This is a genomic window from Lysinibacillus sp. JK80, from assembly GCF_027557635.1.
Classification (GTDB): domain Bacteria; phylum Bacillota; class Bacilli; order Bacillales_A; family Planococcaceae; genus Lysinibacillus; species Lysinibacillus capsici.
In genome coordinates, this window is the sequence record NZ_CP058997.1 from 700,710 (window position 1) to 718,599 (window position 17,890).

Below are 17,890 nucleotides of genomic sequence, written 5' to 3' on the forward strand. Positions count from 1 at the left end.
TATGGTAACATAATTACGGCATGTTTACCATAAATTTTAAATGTAGAAACCCCACAGATAGCAAGCTTAGTGTACATCAAATGACCAAGAAACATGCGCGTGAATCACAAAATATTCTATGAATTATTGATATTCTAACAAGTTCATGTTACAATTCAAGATAATTAAATAATCTTATCAAGAGAAGCTGAGGGATTTGGCCCGATGACGCTTCAGCAACCTCTAACAATCGTTAGAAAGGTGCTAATTCCAGCAAAGGATTTTTTCCTTTGAGAGATAAGAGTGGACGTGAAAAAAATCCTTCTCATTCTATCTCGTATGGAATGAGGAGGATTTTTTAATTTCGTTGCATTCTACGCAAGCAAGGTTTGCTAAAAGAGAGTGATTATAGAGAGGGGAAAGCAAGATGCCAATTAATATTCCGAAAAATTTACCAGCTGGAGAACATTTACGTGAGGAAAAAATCTTCGTCATGGAAGAAGATCGTGCGAAAACACAGCAAATCCGTCCATTAAATATATTAATATTAAATTTAATGCCTGAAAAAGAAAAAACAGAGCTCCAGTTATTACGTTTATTGGGGAATACACCATTACAAGTGAATATTACCTTTTTGAATACAGCCACACACGAGTCTAAAAATGTGAGTAAATCCCATTTGCAGCTTTTCTACACAACGTTCAATCAGATTCGACACCGACGCTATGATGGTATGATTATAACTGGTGCGCCAGTAGAAAAAATGGCTTTTGAAGAGGTCAACTATTGGCAGGAAATTTCAGAAATTATGGATTGGTCAAAAAAGAATGTGACATCCGTGCTACATATATGTTGGGGGGCACAGGCTGCATTGTATCATCATTATGGCATTGGGAAGGTTGAGCTTTCTGCTAAATGCTCAGGCGTCTATTCCCATGTGATTACAGATTTAACTGTAGATTTGGTACGTGGCTTTAGTGATTTATTTACTGCACCTCATTCACGCTATACATCTGTTTCGATTGACGAGGTTCGCAATCATCCAGATCTACGATTATTATCCTATTCAGAGGATGCTGGGGTATTTATTGTACAATCAAAAGATAATAAAAATATTATGATTACGGGGCATCTAGAGTATGATGCGACAACGCTAGCCGATGAATATAGTCGCGATGTGGCGAAGGGCATAGATATCGCCGTTCCTGTAAACTACTTCCCGAATGACGATCCGACACAAGTGCCGATGAATACATGGCGTGCCCATACGCATCTATTATTCTCTAACTGGTTGAACTACTATGTTTACCAAGAAACACCATATGAATGGGATTTTGTAGATGAAATCGAATATCATATTTAATTAATAAAAAGTCTAATTTCTTTTCTAGCTTAGAAGAAATTAGACTTTTTGATTGTCATCTTCTGTTTCCTGCTGAGGTGTTTCGTTTTTTTGAGCCTTGGATTTACGATTGCGAATAACTACCACAATCAACAAAAGTATGGGTAATAAAATGGTGAAAATAAAGGAAAAGATTGGCCAAATTTCATTATTATAATTAGTAGAATGCACAATATCTGGATGAACAATTTGAGAAAGTCCAATGACAATTATACCCATCGGTATAATAAGCGGACGATGATCCTTAATCTTCAAAATTTGTGCAAGGCCAACAACGGTCGTATAGAAATACATAAATGTACGAATATATATAGACGTAATCCACATAAATGCCATAATGATTTCTATGCGCTGTAAAAAATTCCCTATAGATATTCTTTGCGCTAAGGCATAGCTAGGAAATGTCCTTGATGCAGTGTTTTCAGGACCTAATACAAGAATCGATAGGACAATCAACGTAACTAAGACGATTCCACCAAGGATTGCCCCAATATATAGCCCTTTCTGTGCAGACGGCTGTACATTGACGCCAGTAGGATAGAGCATCAATAATACAATTAATGGAAAGGAAAAGATACTCATAAAGCGTGCAATACTATAAAACATAGATGCTTTGGTCGCTTCTAGTAGAGGCTGAATATTCTCAAATGTAATTTGAGGGGTAATACTAATGACGAAAAAAATAAAAATAAAGATAAACAATGGGAAGAGGATTTCTGCCGAACGGGCAAAGGTCTCAATCCCTAAATAAGCGGCATACATAATAAGGATACTGAACAGTAGGGCAAATGCTAATGTCGGTGTCTCTGGCATAACTTCCGTTTTCATGAAAATACCGATAAAATAAAGTAATTCTCCAGCCGAAAGAAAGGTCATAATCAGGAAACAAATCGCTGTGATTTTCCCGAAAAAACGCCCAAGAATTTTTTCATTGGCCTCGATAAAGTTTAGGGACGGTGTTTGATTGGCCAGTGTTAAAAATAATTTTAGAACCAGTAAACTGAGCAGAACACCAATGCTTGCCGCTATCCAAGCATCTTGCTTAGCGGCACCAGTAATACTCGAAGGGATAATTAAAATCGCTGTACCGATAGAATAGAGAAAGGTAACGATTGTAAACTGTCTTGAACTAATTATCTCTTTTTCCATCAAGCTACCCTCCGTTTCTCAGTCCATCTTTCTATTTTGTGAATGACACAATGTAATCCCTAATCGGTGTGAAGATAAAGGTAATCAAATCTAATGGGCTAGGAATATGGATTTTAAGGGCAATCCCCATATTTAAAGCCGTTCCAATAAATAGCAAAAAGGAGAATACAATAATGGCTTTTCTATCCTGTTGCTTTTTTAGCTTTGGAATAAAAACAAGAGCAACAATGATTGCAATAATCAAGATAGCTACTGCTAGTACCATCTCATTACTCCTCCTTTGGCTTGTTTAATAATGAATTTTGCATCGTACCTGAACCTTGGGTTGTTACCTTTACATGAACAGCCACTGCTAAATCTGGAAAAATGGAAGTCCAGTCATCCTTAATTTTTTTCCACTGCTTTGGATCTGCCCGATGTAGGGCATCCCCAAATCCAAAAACATCGACTTCATATTGCTGTTGAATTTTCTCTACTGTTTTTTCAATGCGGTCATCAATACCCTGGGCTGTTTTTTTATTAACGTAATCAATCGATTTATTTTTGGTAAGATCGATATCACATTCGACCTCTCCAACATTCTGCTCTACATTAATATGGACATCGATTTTCGGTTTCCCGTTTTTAAATGACCCTTTCACCTTTGTAGTGGATTGGGTGATTTCAGTAGACAAGGTCCCTTTATTAGGACAGGCGATGATTTCTATCGTACTTTGAATTTTGTCATTAAGAAAACTAATACTTTTGCTTTCGCTTTCAGTCAGTAGCCCTATATATTTATCCCCTTTAAATACTGCTAAACCTGTATAACGTAATAGCACAGGTGTTTTAACACGTTGCACATTTGTTTGATCTACACCTAATTTCTTATCGCCATGAACTTCAATAGCAGAAATTAACGCCCCTTTATGCTTATTGGTTAACGTATTGACTAATTCATCAATATTAACAGCTATCGTGGAGCCCCAAGCCTTTTCAGAGACATCAAGGGAATTCAAGATTTTATTTGCAGGAACTTTTTCGATGGGTGTTAGTACATTTAATACTTCCTTCGCTGTTGCTTCGTGAGACATAATGACGTCGAAATCCTTACGAAATTCATGGTCCCTTACAATTAAATCAAGTGCATCACTAATGCCTTCTTTCGCGAGATCTTCCCCTAATACAACCACTTGAAGGTGGGCAAAATAAGGTTTTCGAGCTGCAATAGTCGTCATTTTCCGAATGGCTTCAAAGATGGTCTCGCCTCTCGAATGATAGCTAACGACAGGAGAGCGTTGAGTAGAAGCTTGGCGCACTGAGACTTCACTAGGATCAACAATTTGAACTGTAATTTCATATTCCTCATCTATTTTGTCAATGCCAAATGCTACGACTATGGCCAATTCATTTAATTCACGCTTACTCCAGCAGCCACTTAACAGTATTGTGAGGATACATAGTAAGCAAATCCAGTTTATTTTTGCCATATTCCATTCCTCATTTATCCAGTTGTTATTTCCTGCTTTTTACATTGATATATTTATGTCCTCTAACAATATTTTTTTGATTGACCAAACGAGGTCGTGTAAGTAACTTTCTACGCGGGAACAGCACAAACGCATCCTTCTGATCCTGTAATACCAACGGTGCGAATGGGCTTAAATAAGGTACACCAAATGAACGAATGCTACATAGATGAAGAATAATTAGCATAATGCCAAACATTACACCGAATAAACCAAACATAGCAGCTAAAATCATTAATGGGAAACGTAGTACACGAATCGTATTCGATAAGCCATAGGCAGGGAATAGAAAGCTACAAATCGCTGTTAAGGCTACAATAATTACCATTACAGCGGAAACGACGCCTGCATCAACTGCTGCCTGACCAATAACTAAAGTACCTACGATGGATACCGCAGGACCGATTGTTCGAGGCATACGAAGTCCAGCTTCCCTTAAGACCTCAAAGGCAACCTCCATAATAAGCGCTTCTACTACTGCAGGAAAGGGTACGCCTTCCCTTTGTGAAGCAATGCTAATTAACATGGGTGTCGGTAGCATTTCCTGATGAAAGGTAGTAATCGCCACATACAAGGATGGTGCTACTAATGCTAGACTGATACCAAAGAAACGCAAGATACGTACAAGTGAGCTAATCATCCAATGCTGATAATAATCTTCTGCTGATTGTAAAAAGGATGTAAATAGCGCTGGAACGACTAAGACAAAAGGTGTGCCATCAACTAGAATCGCCACTTTGCCATCTAATAATTCACCTGCGATGACATCAGGTCGTTCAGAGTTGTAGACGGTAGGAAACATAGAGTTTTTTGAGTCTTGAATAAAATCCTCAATATAGCCACTTTCCAGAATGCCATCAATATTAATACGATCTAATCGAGCCAATACCTCTGCGACGATTTTGTCACTGGCGATGCCATTTATATACATCACTGCTACATCTGTTTGTGTCACATCTCCGATAACGCGTGATTTTATCCAGAGATTCGGACTTTTTATTTTGCGACGAATGAGCGCTGTATTCGTACGCAAGGTTTCCGTAAAGGATTCCCTCGGTCCGCGAATTACGGATTCCGTCGATGGCTCTGTGACAGCTCGATCCTTGGCACTTCTAGTACTTGTCACAATCCCTTCGGCAAAGCCATCTAATAAAATAACCGTTTCACCATTGAGAATGGCATTGTAGAGTGTTGTGAAATGCTCAATATTCGTCACATCGCCTACCGTTAAATAGGAATTCCGAACATATTGATTAATGGTTGTTATTTCAATATCTTGTTCTTCTTCAATATTTGCCATCAGTTTATCGATAACAGAATCAGAAATAGTCGTTTTATCCGATAAGCCATCAATGGAAATAATGGCGAGGCTATGGGGATCAGTTTCTCCAATCGCAATTTCACGTATGATAATATCATTACTATGCCCTAGTGATTGTTGAATGATTTTTATATTTTTAGATAGGGAAGTATACAATAAATCGTTCGTTGTATGGGATGGGGAGGTCTCGTTATTGTTAGACATGGACATGTGTTTTCCTCCTCAAATGGTCGTTCATTACCTTTAGAATGGACAATTTTTTTGAGAGATAAACGAAAGAGATATGAAAAATCTAGCTATTTGTGGCAATATCACATTCCTTGCAACTTTCGTGTGTCTTGTTTTGTAATAAATAAAAAAACAGTCTGTCCTTTCATGTATGGAAAGGACAGACTGCTTTATGTACGATAGTCGTATTGTAATTCATCATTACTTGTATCAACATCAACATGTAAATTGTGATCGTTAAAGAACCAAAGATCTTTCTCATCAATGTAATAGATAACACCATCAATTTCTGTTTGCACACCTATGGCAATAGGTTCCTCATGTGTCATTCCTAGTGAAAAGCCTTCGTGAAACGGACTTGAGCCACCATAACGTGCATAAAAACGAATTGTATCACCAGGTTCAACTTCCATTTCATGTTTGAACCATTGTAGGGCTTCATCTGTCAATGCAATATTCATTTCAAATGCTCCTCTCTTCCTACAGCCATTTTACCTTTGGTTCGGTGCCGTTTTTAATACGAGCAATATTGGCACGGTGACGATAAATAATAAAGGTAAATAAAAAGGCTACCAAGATGCCTAATGCAAAGTCACCTGTAATAAAATAATAAACGATTGCATAGATAAGCGCTACTAAAGCGGCTATCATTGATGTTAAGCTGACGATTTTTGTGATTTTTAATGTCACAATAAAGGTAATAAATAGTAGGACAAAGAGTGGCCAAGAATAGCCTAATAATACACCAGCTGACGTTGCCACAGCTTTCCCACCACGGAAGTTGGCAAAGATCGGGAACATATGACCGATAACAGCGACAAGACCCAGTAATAAAGAGTGGAGTGTAGTATCAGAGAAAACAGGAAGTGTCACGAGTAAGACAGCGGCAGTTCCTTTTAAGACATCCATCACCGTAACAATAATACCAGCCTTTTTCCCTAATGTTCTAAAAGTATTGGTCGCACCAAGATTACCGCTCCCGTGTTCACGAATATCGGTATTATAAAAAATTTTGCCTATCCATAATCCAGAAGGTATAGAGCCGATTAGATAAGCACATAAAATAATAAGTCCATTGATCATAGTTGGACTCCTTTCATTCATAGTCCATCACTTGGTACTAATAGTTTGTAACAAGTATTTTACACTTTTTCTTGCTAATCTACAATGTTATGAAGGAGATTTCATCCGAAGTCTTGAATCAATACAAAAGAGAATCTATTAGTGAGGACTAGGCTTTTAGACATAAATTTGTAGGAAGCACTAAAACCTTTATAAAAATATAGGCAAAATGGCAATTTTGTCAATCGCTCATTCCTTTGGTAGAATAGAAGTCTAACTTTATCCTGTTTAATCGCAAGGCACGAGTTAGTGTGCTTTTATTTGCAAGCATCACAACTTTATTTTGCAACTAAGTAGGCTTCAATGCGTCAAATGATGATGGAAGCTAGAAGCAGTCTGTCTTGCTCAAATACCAATTTTAAGCAACTGTTGAAGATGTTTACTATTAATAAAAAAGATCAAAACTGTGAGCAAATTTTAAAATTTTATTGGACCTGTCGCTAGCTATTGACAGGAAATGCTATTATTATTAGGATGAGAACATAAATAGAACATGTGTTTGTTTTTTGGAGGGGAATTTTTTTGACGAATAAACAGTCACCTAGCGTCTATAATGATGACGCTATACAAGTATTAGAAGGATTAGAAGCGGTACGCAAACGACCTGGCATGTATATCGGTTCTACGGATGGCCGTGGACTTCATCACCTTGTGTATGAAATCGTAGATAATGCGGTGGATGAAGCACTGGCTGGCTTTGGATCTCATATTATTGTCACAATTCATAAAGATCAAAGTATGAGTGTGCGCGACTTTGGACGTGGGATGCCAACCGGTATGCATAAAATGGGCAAACCGACACCAGAAATTATTTTTACAGTGCTACACGCTGGTGGTAAATTTGGTCAAGGTGGCTATAAAACAAGTGGAGGTTTACATGGTGTTGGTTCTTCCGTTGTGAATGCGCTCTCAACATTTTTAGAGGTGACAATCCATCGCGATGGTAAAAAGTATCGTCAACGCTTTGAGCATGGTGGACAGCCTGTCACAACACTTGAAAATATTGGGCAGACCAAGCAGACAGGAACGCTTGTTCATTTCCTACCAGATGAAACGATCTTCTCTGTCACAAAATTCAATTATGATACGTTAGCAGAACGATTACGTGAATCAGCCTTTTTATTAAAGGGCTTAAAAATTGAATTAATTGATGAGCGCGAGGAAGGCAAGAGCGATGTGTTCTTTTATGAGAATGGCATCGAGGCTTTCGTTGCGTATTTGAATGAGGAAAAAGATGTCCTTCATCCAGTAAAATATGTAGAAGGCGTACAGGATGAAATCGAAGTAGAGTTCGCTTTCCAGTATAACGATGGTTATTCAGAAACGATTTTATCATTCGTTAATAATGTCCGTACACGTGATGGTGGTACACATGAAACGGGTGCAAAGGCAGCATTGACACGTGTCTTTAATGAATATGCAAGAAAAATTGGCCTGTTAAAGGACAAGGATAAAAACCTTGAGGGGACAGATATTCGTGAGGGCTTAGCAGCGATCGTGTCTGTTCGTATCCCAGAGCATTTACTGCAATTTGAAGGACAAACAAAGGGCAAGCTTGGGACAAGTGAGGCTCGTTCTGCAGTAGATAGTGTAGTGTCTGAGCAAATTTTGTATGTGCTAGAGGAAAATGCAGAGTTATCAGCTTCTCTTGTTCGTAAAGCGATTCGAGCGCAGCAAGTGCGTGAAGCAGCTCGTAAAGCGCGTGAGGATGCACGAAATGGCAAGAAAAATAAAAAGGGTAGTACGATTTTATCTGGAAAATTAACGCCAGCTCAGTCACGTAATGCGGCAAAAAATGAGCTGTATTTAGTCGAGGGTGATTCTGCGGGTGGCTCTGCTAAACAAGGTCGTGACCGTACATTCCAAGCGATTCTGCCATTGCGCGGGAAGGTAATCAACACAGAGAAAGCCAAGCTACAGGATATTATGAAAAATGAAGAAATTTCAACGATTATCCATGCGATTGGGGCAGGTGTTGGTACGGATTTTGCGGTGGAGGATTCTGCCTACAATAAAGTAGTCATCATGACCGATGCGGATACAGATGGGGCACATATTCAAGTCTTGCTATTAACATTCTTCTATCGTTATATGCGTCCGCTCATTGAGTCTGGGAAGGTCTATATCGCACTACCGCCGCTTTATAAAGTCTCAAGAGGTACAGGGAAAAAAGAAGTCATTGAATATGCTTGGACAGAAAGTGATTTACAAAAGGCCATCAAGAAGGTTGGAAAGGGTTACATATTACAGCGCTATAAAGGTCTTGGTGAGATGAATGCAGACCAACTGTGGGACACAACGATGAACCCTGAAACACGGACATTGATTCGTGTCACAATCGAGGATGGTGCACGAGCGGAGAGACGTGTCACGACGTTAATGGGTGATAAGGTGGAACCACGTCGTAAATGGATCGAAGCCAATGTAGACTTCGGTATGGAGGATGATTCTAACATTTTAGAGAATGAATTCATCCAACAAGAGGAGGACCAAGCATGAGTAGTACAGAAAAGTTTCAAGATTTACCGTTAGAAGAAGTAATGGGTGACCGTTTTGGTCGCTATAGTAAATATATTATCCAAGACCGCGCGTTGCCTGATGCACGTGACGGTCTTAAACCAGTACAGCGCCGTATTTTATATGCGATGTTTACGGAAGGCAACACACATGATAAGCCGTTCCGTAAATCCGCAAAAACAGTGGGTAATGTAATTGGTAACTATCATCCGCACGGCGATAGCTCTGTGTATGAAGCGATGGTACGGATGAGTCAGGACTGGAAGGCACGTCATATGCTTATTGAGATGCACGGGAACAATGGCTCGGTAGATGGCGATCCTCCAGCTGCAATGCGTTATACAGAGGCGAGACTATCAGCTATTGCCGCTGAAATGCTACGAGATATTGGCAAGAAAACGGTCGAATTTGTGCCAAACTTTGATGATCAGGATATGGAGCCAACTGTATTACCAGCACGTTTTCCTAACCTTTTAGTCAATGGCTCTACAGGAATTTCCGCTGGGTATGCGACAGATATTCCGCCACATGCCTTAGATGAAGTACTGGATGCTGTGTTGATGCGCTTAGACAAGCCTAATGTTACTGTAGATGAATTGATGACGGTGATTAAAGGACCTGATTTCCCAACGGGTGGAATCATTCAAGGTGTTGATGGCATTAAAAAGGCGTATGAAACAGGTCGTGGTAAAATCATCGTCCGTGCACAAGCAGTTGTTGAACCAATTAAGGGTGGTAAAGAGCAAATTGTTATCACTGAGTTACCATATGATGTAAATAAAGCGAATCTTGTGAAAAAAATTGATGAGCAACGTGTAGATAAACGACTAGAAGGCATTGCAGAAATTCGTGATGAATCAGACCGTACAGGCTTACGTGTCGTAATTGAGCTGAAAAAGGATGTACCAGGACAAGGAATTTTACAGTACTTGTTTAAAACAACTGATTTACAGGTAGCTTATAATTTTAATATGATTGCCATTCATAACCGTCGTCCAACGATGATGACATTGCCATTATTGCTAGATGCGTATATTGCCCATCAAAAAGAAGTGGTAACAAACCGTTCCATTTATGATTTACAAAAGGCAAAGGATCGTTCTCATATTGTAGATGGATTAATTAAAGCTCTTTCCATTTTAGATGAAGTCATTGCGACGATCCGTTCTTCTAATGATAAGAAGGATGCGAAGCTTAATTTACAAGCAAAGTTTGATTTTACAGAGGTACAAGCAGAGGCCATTGTAAGCCTGCAATTATATCGTTTAACGAATACGGATATTACAGAGCTACGTCAGGAACAGGACGAGTTAAATAAGCTAATTGCGAAGCTAGAGGGGATTCTACAAAGTGAAGCAAAGCTAGTGCGTGTTATTAAACAAGAGTTACTAGATATTAAGAAACGCTTTACAGAACCTCGTCGCTCGAAGATTGAGCAAGAAATTGAAGAAATCAAAATTACATTGGATGTCCTTGTGCCAAGTGAAGAGGTTGTCGTAACAGTAACGAAGGATGGTTATATTAAACGTACATCCACACGTTCTCATGCCGCTTCAAACGGGCAAGATTTTGCCATGAAGGATTCAGATTATTTATTGTATGAAGCAAATTTAAATACTCAGCACCATCTACTGCTTTTCACAAATCGAGGCAATTATATTTATCAGCCTGTTCATGAGCTGCCTGATATACGCTGGAAGGATCTCGGCCAGCATATTTCAAGTATTGTACCAACAGGGGAAGATGAATCGATTATTGCGGTTTATGGTTTCGAAACATTTGACCAGCCAAATACGTATGTCTTCACAGCCACAAAAGATGGCCAAATTAAGCGCTCACCACTCGCAGACTATGCGGTAACGCGTTATTCAAAGCCAATTAAAACGATGAATGTCAAGGCTGGTGATGCGATGATCTATGCATCATTTGTGACTGATGACGTGGAGCTGATGCTCACAACAGATACAGCCTATGCGATTCGTTTCCCAATGGAGGAACTACCTGTGACAGGTGTGAAAACAGGTGGTGTGAAAGGGATCACACTAAAAGATGGAGAAGCCTTAGTTGGCGTCAATGTATTACAGCCAGATGTTACCCACTATGTAGTGATTGTGACACAGCGTGGGGCCGTGAAGAAAATGAATGTCGCTGAAGTTGAAGTAGCAAGTCGTGCAAAACGTGGACTAAAAGTATTAACAGAGTTAAAAGCAAACCCTCACCGAATTGTGGCAGTTGTTCAAGCAACAGACGAGGAGCAGGTTGTGATTGAAACTGAAAAAGGTGTTCAAGAGATGATTGACGTACAAGCATTGTCTCGTGCGGATCGCCATTCCAATGGTTCATTTAAAGTGGATATTGCAACAGATGGAGCAATTTCTCATGTTGTAACAGCCAAAAAAGAACAGAAACCAAGCTAATAGCATGCCCAGCCTCTTAGGAGCGCTGGGCTTTAAGCTCTATTCAAAAATAGCACCTTGTCATTTAAGTGAAACTATGGGTATAATAATCATCGAAAAGTTCATAGCGAAAGAATGTAGGGGGGCTAGTAATTGCTAGCTGAGATTGTGTCCGGTAGACGCTGACCCTTTGAACCTGATTTGGCTCGTACCAGCGTAGGGAACATCTATTCAAAAAGCAAAGTTTTGAAGATTGATTGCAATACGTCTGGGAGGAATCCTAGGCGTTTTTTTATGTTTTCAAGCAACAGCTTGCCAACATTGTATACGCTTTCTTCTGGTGACAACATTCATTCATGAACACTTTCATATTACAAACTGGGAGGCTTTCGCATGAAAAAATGGTTTTTTATTTTATTGGCAGCACTATTGACATTAGTAGGCTGTAGTGACAAGGATGACAAGCAGGCTGCAGACAAGCTGAAAAAGGTGTCTGTGGTACTGGATTGGACGCCGAATACAAATCATACAGGACTATATGTTGCCAAAAAACTCGGTTATTTTGAGGAACAGGGTTTAGATGTTGATATTATTATGCCTGGTGAGGCGGGCGCAGATCAGCTTGTTGCTTCTGGAAAGGCGGATTTTGGCGTGAGCTATCAGGAAGGCATAACACAGGCACGAGTACAGGATGTGCCGCTGGTCTCCATCGCAGCAATTATACAGCATAATACATCTGGCTTTGCTTCTATTGCTTCGAAGGGCATTACATCGCCAAAGGATTTTGAAGGTAAAACCTATGGTGGTTGGGGCGCGCCATTAGAGCAAGCCGTTTTACAATCACTCATGCAAAAAGAAAAGGCAGATATTAATAAGCTAGATATCGTCAATGCAGGCGATTTAGATTTCTTCACAATGATGGAAAAAGATATTGATTTTGCTTGGATTTATTATGCATGGACAGGAATTGAAGCTGAGCTGCGTGGGGAAAAGATCAATATGCTATATCTTACAGATTATAGTGATCAATTAGATTATTATACGCCAGTTTTAGCTACAAATGAAAAAATGATACAGGACAATCCTGATGTTGTTAAAGCCTTTGTGGCAGCTGCATCGAAGGGCTATGAATACGCAATTGAAAACCCAAGTGAAGCGGCTGATATTTTAATCGAAGCAGCTCCTGATTTAGATAAAGCGTTGGTGCAAAAAAGTCAGGAATGGCTGGCCGATAAATACCAGGACGATGCCAAGCAATGGGGAGAGCAAAAGCTTTCGGTGTGGGAAAATTACGCGAAATGGATGTCTAGCAATCAAGTATTAGAGGGCGAATTTGATGCGAAAAAAGCCTTTACTAATGATTTCTTACCTAAAAAGGAGGCCAAATAAGATGGCAAATTCATTAATCAGTGTACAAATCATTCCGAAGACAGAGAAATATGAAGATGTTATACCATATGTCGATGCAGCAATTGCGGTGATCGATGCTTCTGGGGTGAAATATGAGGTACATCCATTGGAAACAACGATGGAGGGTGAGCTTTCAACATTGCTCCAAATCATTGAAAAAATGAATGAGAAGATGATTGAACTTGGTGCCATTAATGTCATTACACAAGTGAAAATTTTATATCAGCCAACGGGTATTACGATGGAGACATTAACGGGGAAATATCAGTAATGAAACGTGCATTACAGAAGGGAAGGACGATAATTTTTATCGCCTTCCTCTTGTTCATATGGGAACTAATCGTGCGGTTTGCTGAAGTTCCTCATTGGTTATTACCCGCACCAAGTAGTATTTTGTCGGAGGCCATTCAGTCGTATCAAACCTTTCTACCACATGCATTCGCTACAGTACAATTAGCTCTACTAGGTTTGGCCATTGGCATCGCTTGTGGGCTAACGGTGGCAGTAGTGTTGCATCGATTTACATTTATTCGAGAACTGTTTTATCCAATTCTTATTATGTCCCAGAATGTTCCTATTCTAGTCTTGGCACCGCTCCTTATTATTTGGTTTGGATTTGGGTTATTACCGAAGCTTATCATTATCTGTCTTGTGTGCTTTTTCCCGATTGTCATTGCAACGATGGATGGATTTAGACAAACAGCTCCAGAATTAAAGCATTATTTTGCCATGGTTGGTGCTACAAAGGCACAAACCTTTTGGAAGCTGGAATGGCCTTATGCCTATCCTGCTATTTTCTCAGGCATTAAAATTGCGGCTACATATAGTGTGATGGGGGCTGTGATTGCGGAGTGGCTTGGTGCAAAAAAGGGTATTGGTGTTTACATGACCCTAGCCCAGTCCTCCTTCCGTACAGATCGCGTATTTGTGGCAATTTTTGCGATTGTTCTCTTGAGCTTACTATTGTTTAGTGGTATTCGTTTAATTGAAAAATTCATGGTGAAGGGAAGAGGCTATCATGCTCAGCATTCAAAACATCGCTAAATCCTTCGATGCGCTCAAAGTCCTTGATCAACTTTCTTTTGATGTCAAGGATGGCGAGTTTGTGGCCATCGTTGGTCCTTCAGGCAGTGGTAAAAGCACACTTTTTCAATTAATTGGTGGTGTTTCGCCAATTGATCAAGGAGCCATTTTATTAAATGGAGAGGATATCCAACGAAAAAAAGGAACGATTGGCTATATGCCACAGCAGCCATGTCTATTACCCTGGCGTACAATAATAGAAAATGTCACGCTTGTAGAGGAATTACAACATAAATCAAATGTTGAACGTGCCAAGGAATGGTTAGAAAAGGTTGGTCTTGCCTCTTTTATCCATGCCTATCCGAACGAACTGTCTGGAGGCATGCAGCAGCGTGTGTCCTTTATTCGAGCAATGGTCAGTGATAAGCCGATTTTATGCTTAGACGAACCATTTTCTGCGTTGGATGAATTTACTCGACTGGAAATGCAAGCATGGCTTTTATCTATCTGGGAGGAGTACCGCAAATCCATTCTATTTGTTACACATAGTATTGAGGAAGCTCTCTTTTTAGCAGATCGCATACTTGTTTTAACCAAACGTCCAGCTACCGTTAAAAAGGAAATCATCGTGCCGTTTGAAAGACCTCGGAAAGAGGAAATTCGACATTCTGCAGCATTCACAGCGTTAAAGCAACAATTATTTATGTATTTACAGGAGGAAAAGGGTGATATGTATGTTGATTGATGCGCATATTCATTTGGATCAGTACACCGATGAGGAAATTCCTTCCTTATTAGAAGAAGTGAAAGCTGTAATCGCGGTTAGTATGCAACTTTCCTCTTGTGAAAGAACGTTGCGTTTATCGAATAGCTATCAGCAAGTAAAGGCTGCTTTTGGCTTTCATCCTGAACAGCCTTTACTAAGTCCAAATGATGAGACAGCTTTATTTGATTGGATTCGTTCGCATCAGAATGATATGGTTGCTATTGGTGAGGTGGGTCTACCTTATTATTTAAAACAAGAGCAAGCGATTGATGAACGTCCCTATGTGGCTCTATTAGAGCGTTTTGTTGTATTGGCGAAGGAACTGGACAAGCCAATTGTGTTACACGCAGTATATGAGGACGCCCATATTGTGTGTGATTTGCTGGAAAAGCATCAGCTTCACGAAGCCCATTTTCATTGGTTTAAAGGGGATGAAGCTATTGTGAAGCGCATGATAGAGCGTGGTTATTTTATTTCCATTACGCCAGATTGCTTGTACGAAGAGGAAATTCAACAGCTAATTCATGCTTATCCCATTGAACTAATGATGGTAGAAACGGATGGTCCTTGGCCGTTTGAGGGACCGTTTACGAAGAAGCGTACATCTCCATGGATGATGCACTCAACGATTGAGGTGATTGCCTCCATCAAAAGGCTATCAACACAGGAAGTGGCCAAAATTATTACGCAAAACACGAAAACATTTTATCGGCTTTAATAAGAAAAAGCAGTATAGGGTACGAGTTATTCGTCCTTATACTGCTTTTTATATTTCGTATAATCATGCTCTAATTTTTCGTTTTTTGTTTTCGTTAGACGTTCATGTGTACTAAAAGAGATAGATTGTCTATTTTTTTCAACATCTTTACCAACTGTGCGTTTAATGTGCATCCGCTTCTTTTTAGCTTTAGATTGTGACATGAGCATCGCCTCCAATTCATTTTTAATTCTATAGTAGCGAATAGGGAAGAAAAAGTAAAACCTCGTAAGCAAGATACTTACGAGGCTGTCGAGTGTATTAGTGAGATACGTCCTGTACAGAAATACCTGTGTTTGCTTTAACGTCAACTTCACGATACTTCGCATCATCTGTTTCTTTAGAAAGTAATGTGCCGATGAAACCACCAAGGAAACCAAGTGGTACAGAGATTAAGGCTGGGTTCGTTAACATAATTAAAGGATCACCAACGAAAATTGCCTTACCTTCAACTGGATTCCAAACGTTTGGAGACATAGCAACCAATACTAACGCAGAGATTAAACCTGTTAACATCGCAGTAACAGCACCCGCTGTATTAAAGCGTTTCCAATAAATTGTGTAGATGATAACTGGAAGGTTAGCAGATCCTGCGATACAGAATGCTAAAGATACTAAGAATGCAACGTTTAATGTTTGTGCTCCAAGTGCTAATAGGATAGAAATAACAGCGATTGTAATCGAACCGATACGAGCTGCAAGAACTTGCTCTTTTTCTGTAATTTTACCCTTTTTGATAATTTGTCCATAAATATCATGAGATAGGGCAGATGCACCAGAAAGTACAAGACCTGCTACTACCGCTAAAATTGTTGCGAATGCTACTGCACAAACGAATGAGAATAGAATGTCGCCACCAAGTGCTTCTGCAAGAAGTGGGGCAGCCATGTTACCAGCAGCGTTTGCTGCGATAATATCTTCTTTCCCAACGAATGCTGCTGCACCGAAGCCTAAGAAAATTGTTAGAACGTAGAAGATACCTACGATCCAAGTAGCCCAAATAACAGATGAACGAGCTGTTTTCGCGTCTTTTACTGTGAAGAAACGCATTAAGATATGTGGAAGACCCGCAGTACCTAATACTAACGCAATTAACATAGAGATTGTATCAAGTCCATTTGTATATTTAAGACCTGGGTTTAAATAAGCAGCTCCACTGTCAGTAACCGTTGTCATTTCTTTAAACATTGTAGAGATACTGAAGCCGAACTCTTTTAATACTAAGAACGAAATAATAACTGTACCCAACATTAAAAGACAAGCTTTAATAATTTGTACCCAAGATGTTGCTGTCATACCACCGAATAGTACGTAAGTTGTCATCATGAATCCTACGATTAATACGGCGATCCAATAGTCGATTCCTAAAAGTAATTGAATAAGTGCTCCTGCACCAACTAGTTGTGCAATCATGTAGAATAAAACAATTGTAATAGTGCTTAAAGCAGCTGTTCCACGGACTTTGGCGTTATCAAAACGCGCTGTAATCATGTCAGCTAATGTAAATTTCCCAAGGTTACGTAATGGCTCAGCAACGATATATAATACCACTAAGTAAGCTACTAAATAACCAATAGAGAAGAAGAATCCATCAAATCCAAATAATGCTACAGCACCAGCGATACCCAAGAAGGATGCTGCTGATAAGTAGTCACCAGCGATAGCTAGTCCATTTTGCCAGCCTGTTAAGCCACCACCAGCAGTATAGAAATCACTTGCTGAAGATGTACGTTTAGATGCCCACCATGTAATAACTAATGTTAAACCAACAATGGCTACGAAGAAGAATATGGCTGTAAGACTCATTCCGTTACTCATCGGCGGCCACCTCCGTTCTCGTATTCAGCGATAATCGCTTTTGCTTCTCTATCGAAGCTGTTTGCTTTTGCTACATATAAATGACATAACCCCCATGTCATGATGAAAAGACCTGCTGCATAGATCCACACCCAAGTAATTTCCCCAAATGCCTTTTGGTGTAGAATTGTCGTGTACGATGTCAGAATTGGTAACAACATGTATGCCGATAAAAATATGGCAGTCATTGACCAAAGAAAAGAGTTCTTTCTTCGTACAAGAGACTTAAATGATTCTTGATTTGCAATTGAATCATAGTCAATCACGATACCTTTTTTTGCTTGATTGTTCGCCATTAACATTCCCCATTTTGTGTATATTTTTTCTACCTCAAGACTTGATTTTGCTAGTTTAGTGAATTCACATTTTCATTTTATGTAACAGTTCACAAAATTGCAATACATTTCAGAAAAATTATGTAAAAAAAATTTTTCAGAAAATACTCCTAAGAGAGA

The 17,890-nt window shown here is 39.5% G+C and carries 17 protein-coding genes and 2 riboswitches; of the genes, 8 read left to right on the top strand and 9 right to left on the bottom strand.

Annotated features, from left to right (window positions below; all coding sequences use genetic code 11):
* Window positions 1–171 precede the first annotated feature (171 nt).
* A riboswitch (SAM riboswitch) is annotated at window positions 172–283 on the top strand.
* A 123-nt stretch (window positions 284–406) separates the two neighbouring features.
* Window positions 407–1,342, top strand: coding sequence for a homoserine O-acetyltransferase MetA (gene metA, locus HXV90_RS03675; protein ID WP_004227915.1), 936 nt, complete (start codon window positions 407–409; stop codon window positions 1,340–1,342).
* A gap of 39 nt (window positions 1,343–1,381) precedes the next feature.
* Here metA and HXV90_RS03680 read toward each other — a convergent pair whose 3' ends face one another.
* The 6 genes from HXV90_RS03680 to plsY form a co-directional block, all read right to left on the bottom strand.
* Window positions 1,382–2,530 (bottom strand): GerAB/ArcD/ProY family transporter, encoded by a 1,149-nt coding sequence (locus HXV90_RS03680; RefSeq protein ID WP_115673661.1) that lies wholly within the window; start codon window positions 2,528–2,530, stop codon window positions 1,382–1,384.
* A 31-nt stretch (window positions 2,531–2,561) separates the two neighbouring features.
* On the bottom strand, window positions 2,562–2,795 hold the full coding sequence (locus HXV90_RS03685) for a hypothetical protein (RefSeq protein ID WP_054550235.1): 234 nt from the start codon (window positions 2,793–2,795) through the stop codon (window positions 2,562–2,564).
* A 4-nt stretch (window positions 2,796–2,799) separates the two neighbouring features.
* Window positions 2,800–3,999, bottom strand: coding sequence for a Ger(x)C family spore germination protein (locus tag HXV90_RS03690; RefSeq protein ID WP_054550234.1), 1,200 nt, complete (start codon window positions 3,997–3,999; stop codon window positions 2,800–2,802).
* 25 nt (window positions 4,000–4,024) lie between these two features.
* On the bottom strand, window positions 4,025–5,569 hold the full coding sequence (locus HXV90_RS03695; RefSeq protein WP_269898415.1) for a spore germination protein: 1,545 nt from the start codon (window positions 5,567–5,569) through the stop codon (window positions 4,025–4,027).
* 188 nt (window positions 5,570–5,757) lie between these two features.
* Window positions 5,758–6,048 (bottom strand): HesB/YadR/YfhF family protein, encoded by a 291-nt coding sequence (locus HXV90_RS03700; protein WP_269898416.1) that lies wholly within the window; start codon window positions 6,046–6,048, stop codon window positions 5,758–5,760.
* Between the two features lie 19 nt (window positions 6,049–6,067).
* On the bottom strand, window positions 6,068–6,670 hold the full coding sequence (plsY, locus tag HXV90_RS03705) for a glycerol-3-phosphate 1-O-acyltransferase PlsY (protein WP_048393068.1): 603 nt from the start codon (window positions 6,668–6,670) through the stop codon (window positions 6,068–6,070).
* Between the two features lie 561 nt (window positions 6,671–7,231).
* Here plsY and parE point away from each other — a divergent pair.
* From parE to HXV90_RS03740, 7 genes are all read left to right on the top strand, one after another.
* Entirely contained in the window at window positions 7,232–9,208 is a 1,977-nt protein-coding gene (gene parE / locus HXV90_RS03710; protein ID WP_048393067.1) for a DNA topoisomerase IV subunit B, read from the top strand.
* Window positions 9,205–11,643 (top strand): DNA topoisomerase IV subunit A, encoded by a 2,439-nt coding sequence (gene parC, locus HXV90_RS03715; protein ID WP_103118203.1) that lies wholly within the window; start codon window positions 9,205–9,207, stop codon window positions 11,641–11,643. Before parE ends, parC begins: the two co-directional genes overlap by 4 nt.
* Before the next feature lie 108 nt (window positions 11,644–11,751).
* A riboswitch (TPP riboswitch) is annotated at window positions 11,752–11,862 on the top strand.
* A 153-nt stretch (window positions 11,863–12,015) separates the two neighbouring features.
* Entirely contained in the window at window positions 12,016–13,011 is a 996-nt protein-coding gene (locus HXV90_RS03720) for an ABC transporter substrate-binding protein (protein WP_054550232.1), read from the top strand.
* A gap of 1 nt (window position 13,012) precedes the next feature.
* Window positions 13,013–13,303, top strand: coding sequence for a thiamine-binding protein (locus HXV90_RS03725; protein ID WP_112118575.1), 291 nt, complete (start codon window positions 13,013–13,015; stop codon window positions 13,301–13,303).
* The gene (locus tag HXV90_RS03730; protein WP_269898417.1) at window positions 13,303–14,076 is read left to right on the top strand and encodes an ABC transporter permease; all 774 of its coding nucleotides are present in this window, start codon (window positions 13,303–13,305) and stop codon (window positions 14,074–14,076) included. Before HXV90_RS03725 ends, HXV90_RS03730 begins: the two co-directional genes overlap by 1 nt.
* On the top strand, window positions 14,051–14,800 hold the full coding sequence (locus HXV90_RS03735; RefSeq protein ID WP_269898418.1) for an ABC transporter ATP-binding protein: 750 nt from the start codon (window positions 14,051–14,053) through the stop codon (window positions 14,798–14,800). Before HXV90_RS03730 ends, HXV90_RS03735 begins: the two co-directional genes overlap by 26 nt.
* On the top strand, window positions 14,790–15,539 hold the full coding sequence (locus tag HXV90_RS03740) for a TatD family hydrolase (protein ID WP_269899014.1): 750 nt from the start codon (window positions 14,790–14,792) through the stop codon (window positions 15,537–15,539). The genes HXV90_RS03735 and HXV90_RS03740 overlap by 11 nt, the downstream gene beginning before the upstream one ends.
* Window positions 15,540–15,565: 26 nt before the next feature.
* Here the strand turns inward: HXV90_RS03740 and HXV90_RS03745 are convergent, their stop codons facing one another.
* The 3 genes from HXV90_RS03745 to HXV90_RS03755 all read right to left on the bottom strand — a co-directional run bounded on the left by HXV90_RS03745 (window position 15,566) and on the right by HXV90_RS03755 (window position 17,731).
* Window positions 15,566–15,742 (bottom strand): hypothetical protein, encoded by a 177-nt coding sequence (locus tag HXV90_RS03745; protein ID WP_004227938.1) that lies wholly within the window; start codon window positions 15,740–15,742, stop codon window positions 15,566–15,568.
* 97 nt (window positions 15,743–15,839) lie between these two features.
* Window positions 15,840–17,384, bottom strand: a complete 1,545-nt coding sequence (locus HXV90_RS03750) for a solute symporter family protein (protein WP_048393165.1) — start codon at window positions 17,382–17,384, stop codon at window positions 15,840–15,842.
* A gap of 8 nt (window positions 17,385–17,392) precedes the next feature.
* Window positions 17,393–17,731, bottom strand: coding sequence for a DUF485 domain-containing protein (locus tag HXV90_RS03755; protein WP_048393058.1), 339 nt, complete (start codon window positions 17,729–17,731; stop codon window positions 17,393–17,395).
* Window positions 17,732–17,890 lie beyond the last annotated feature (159 nt).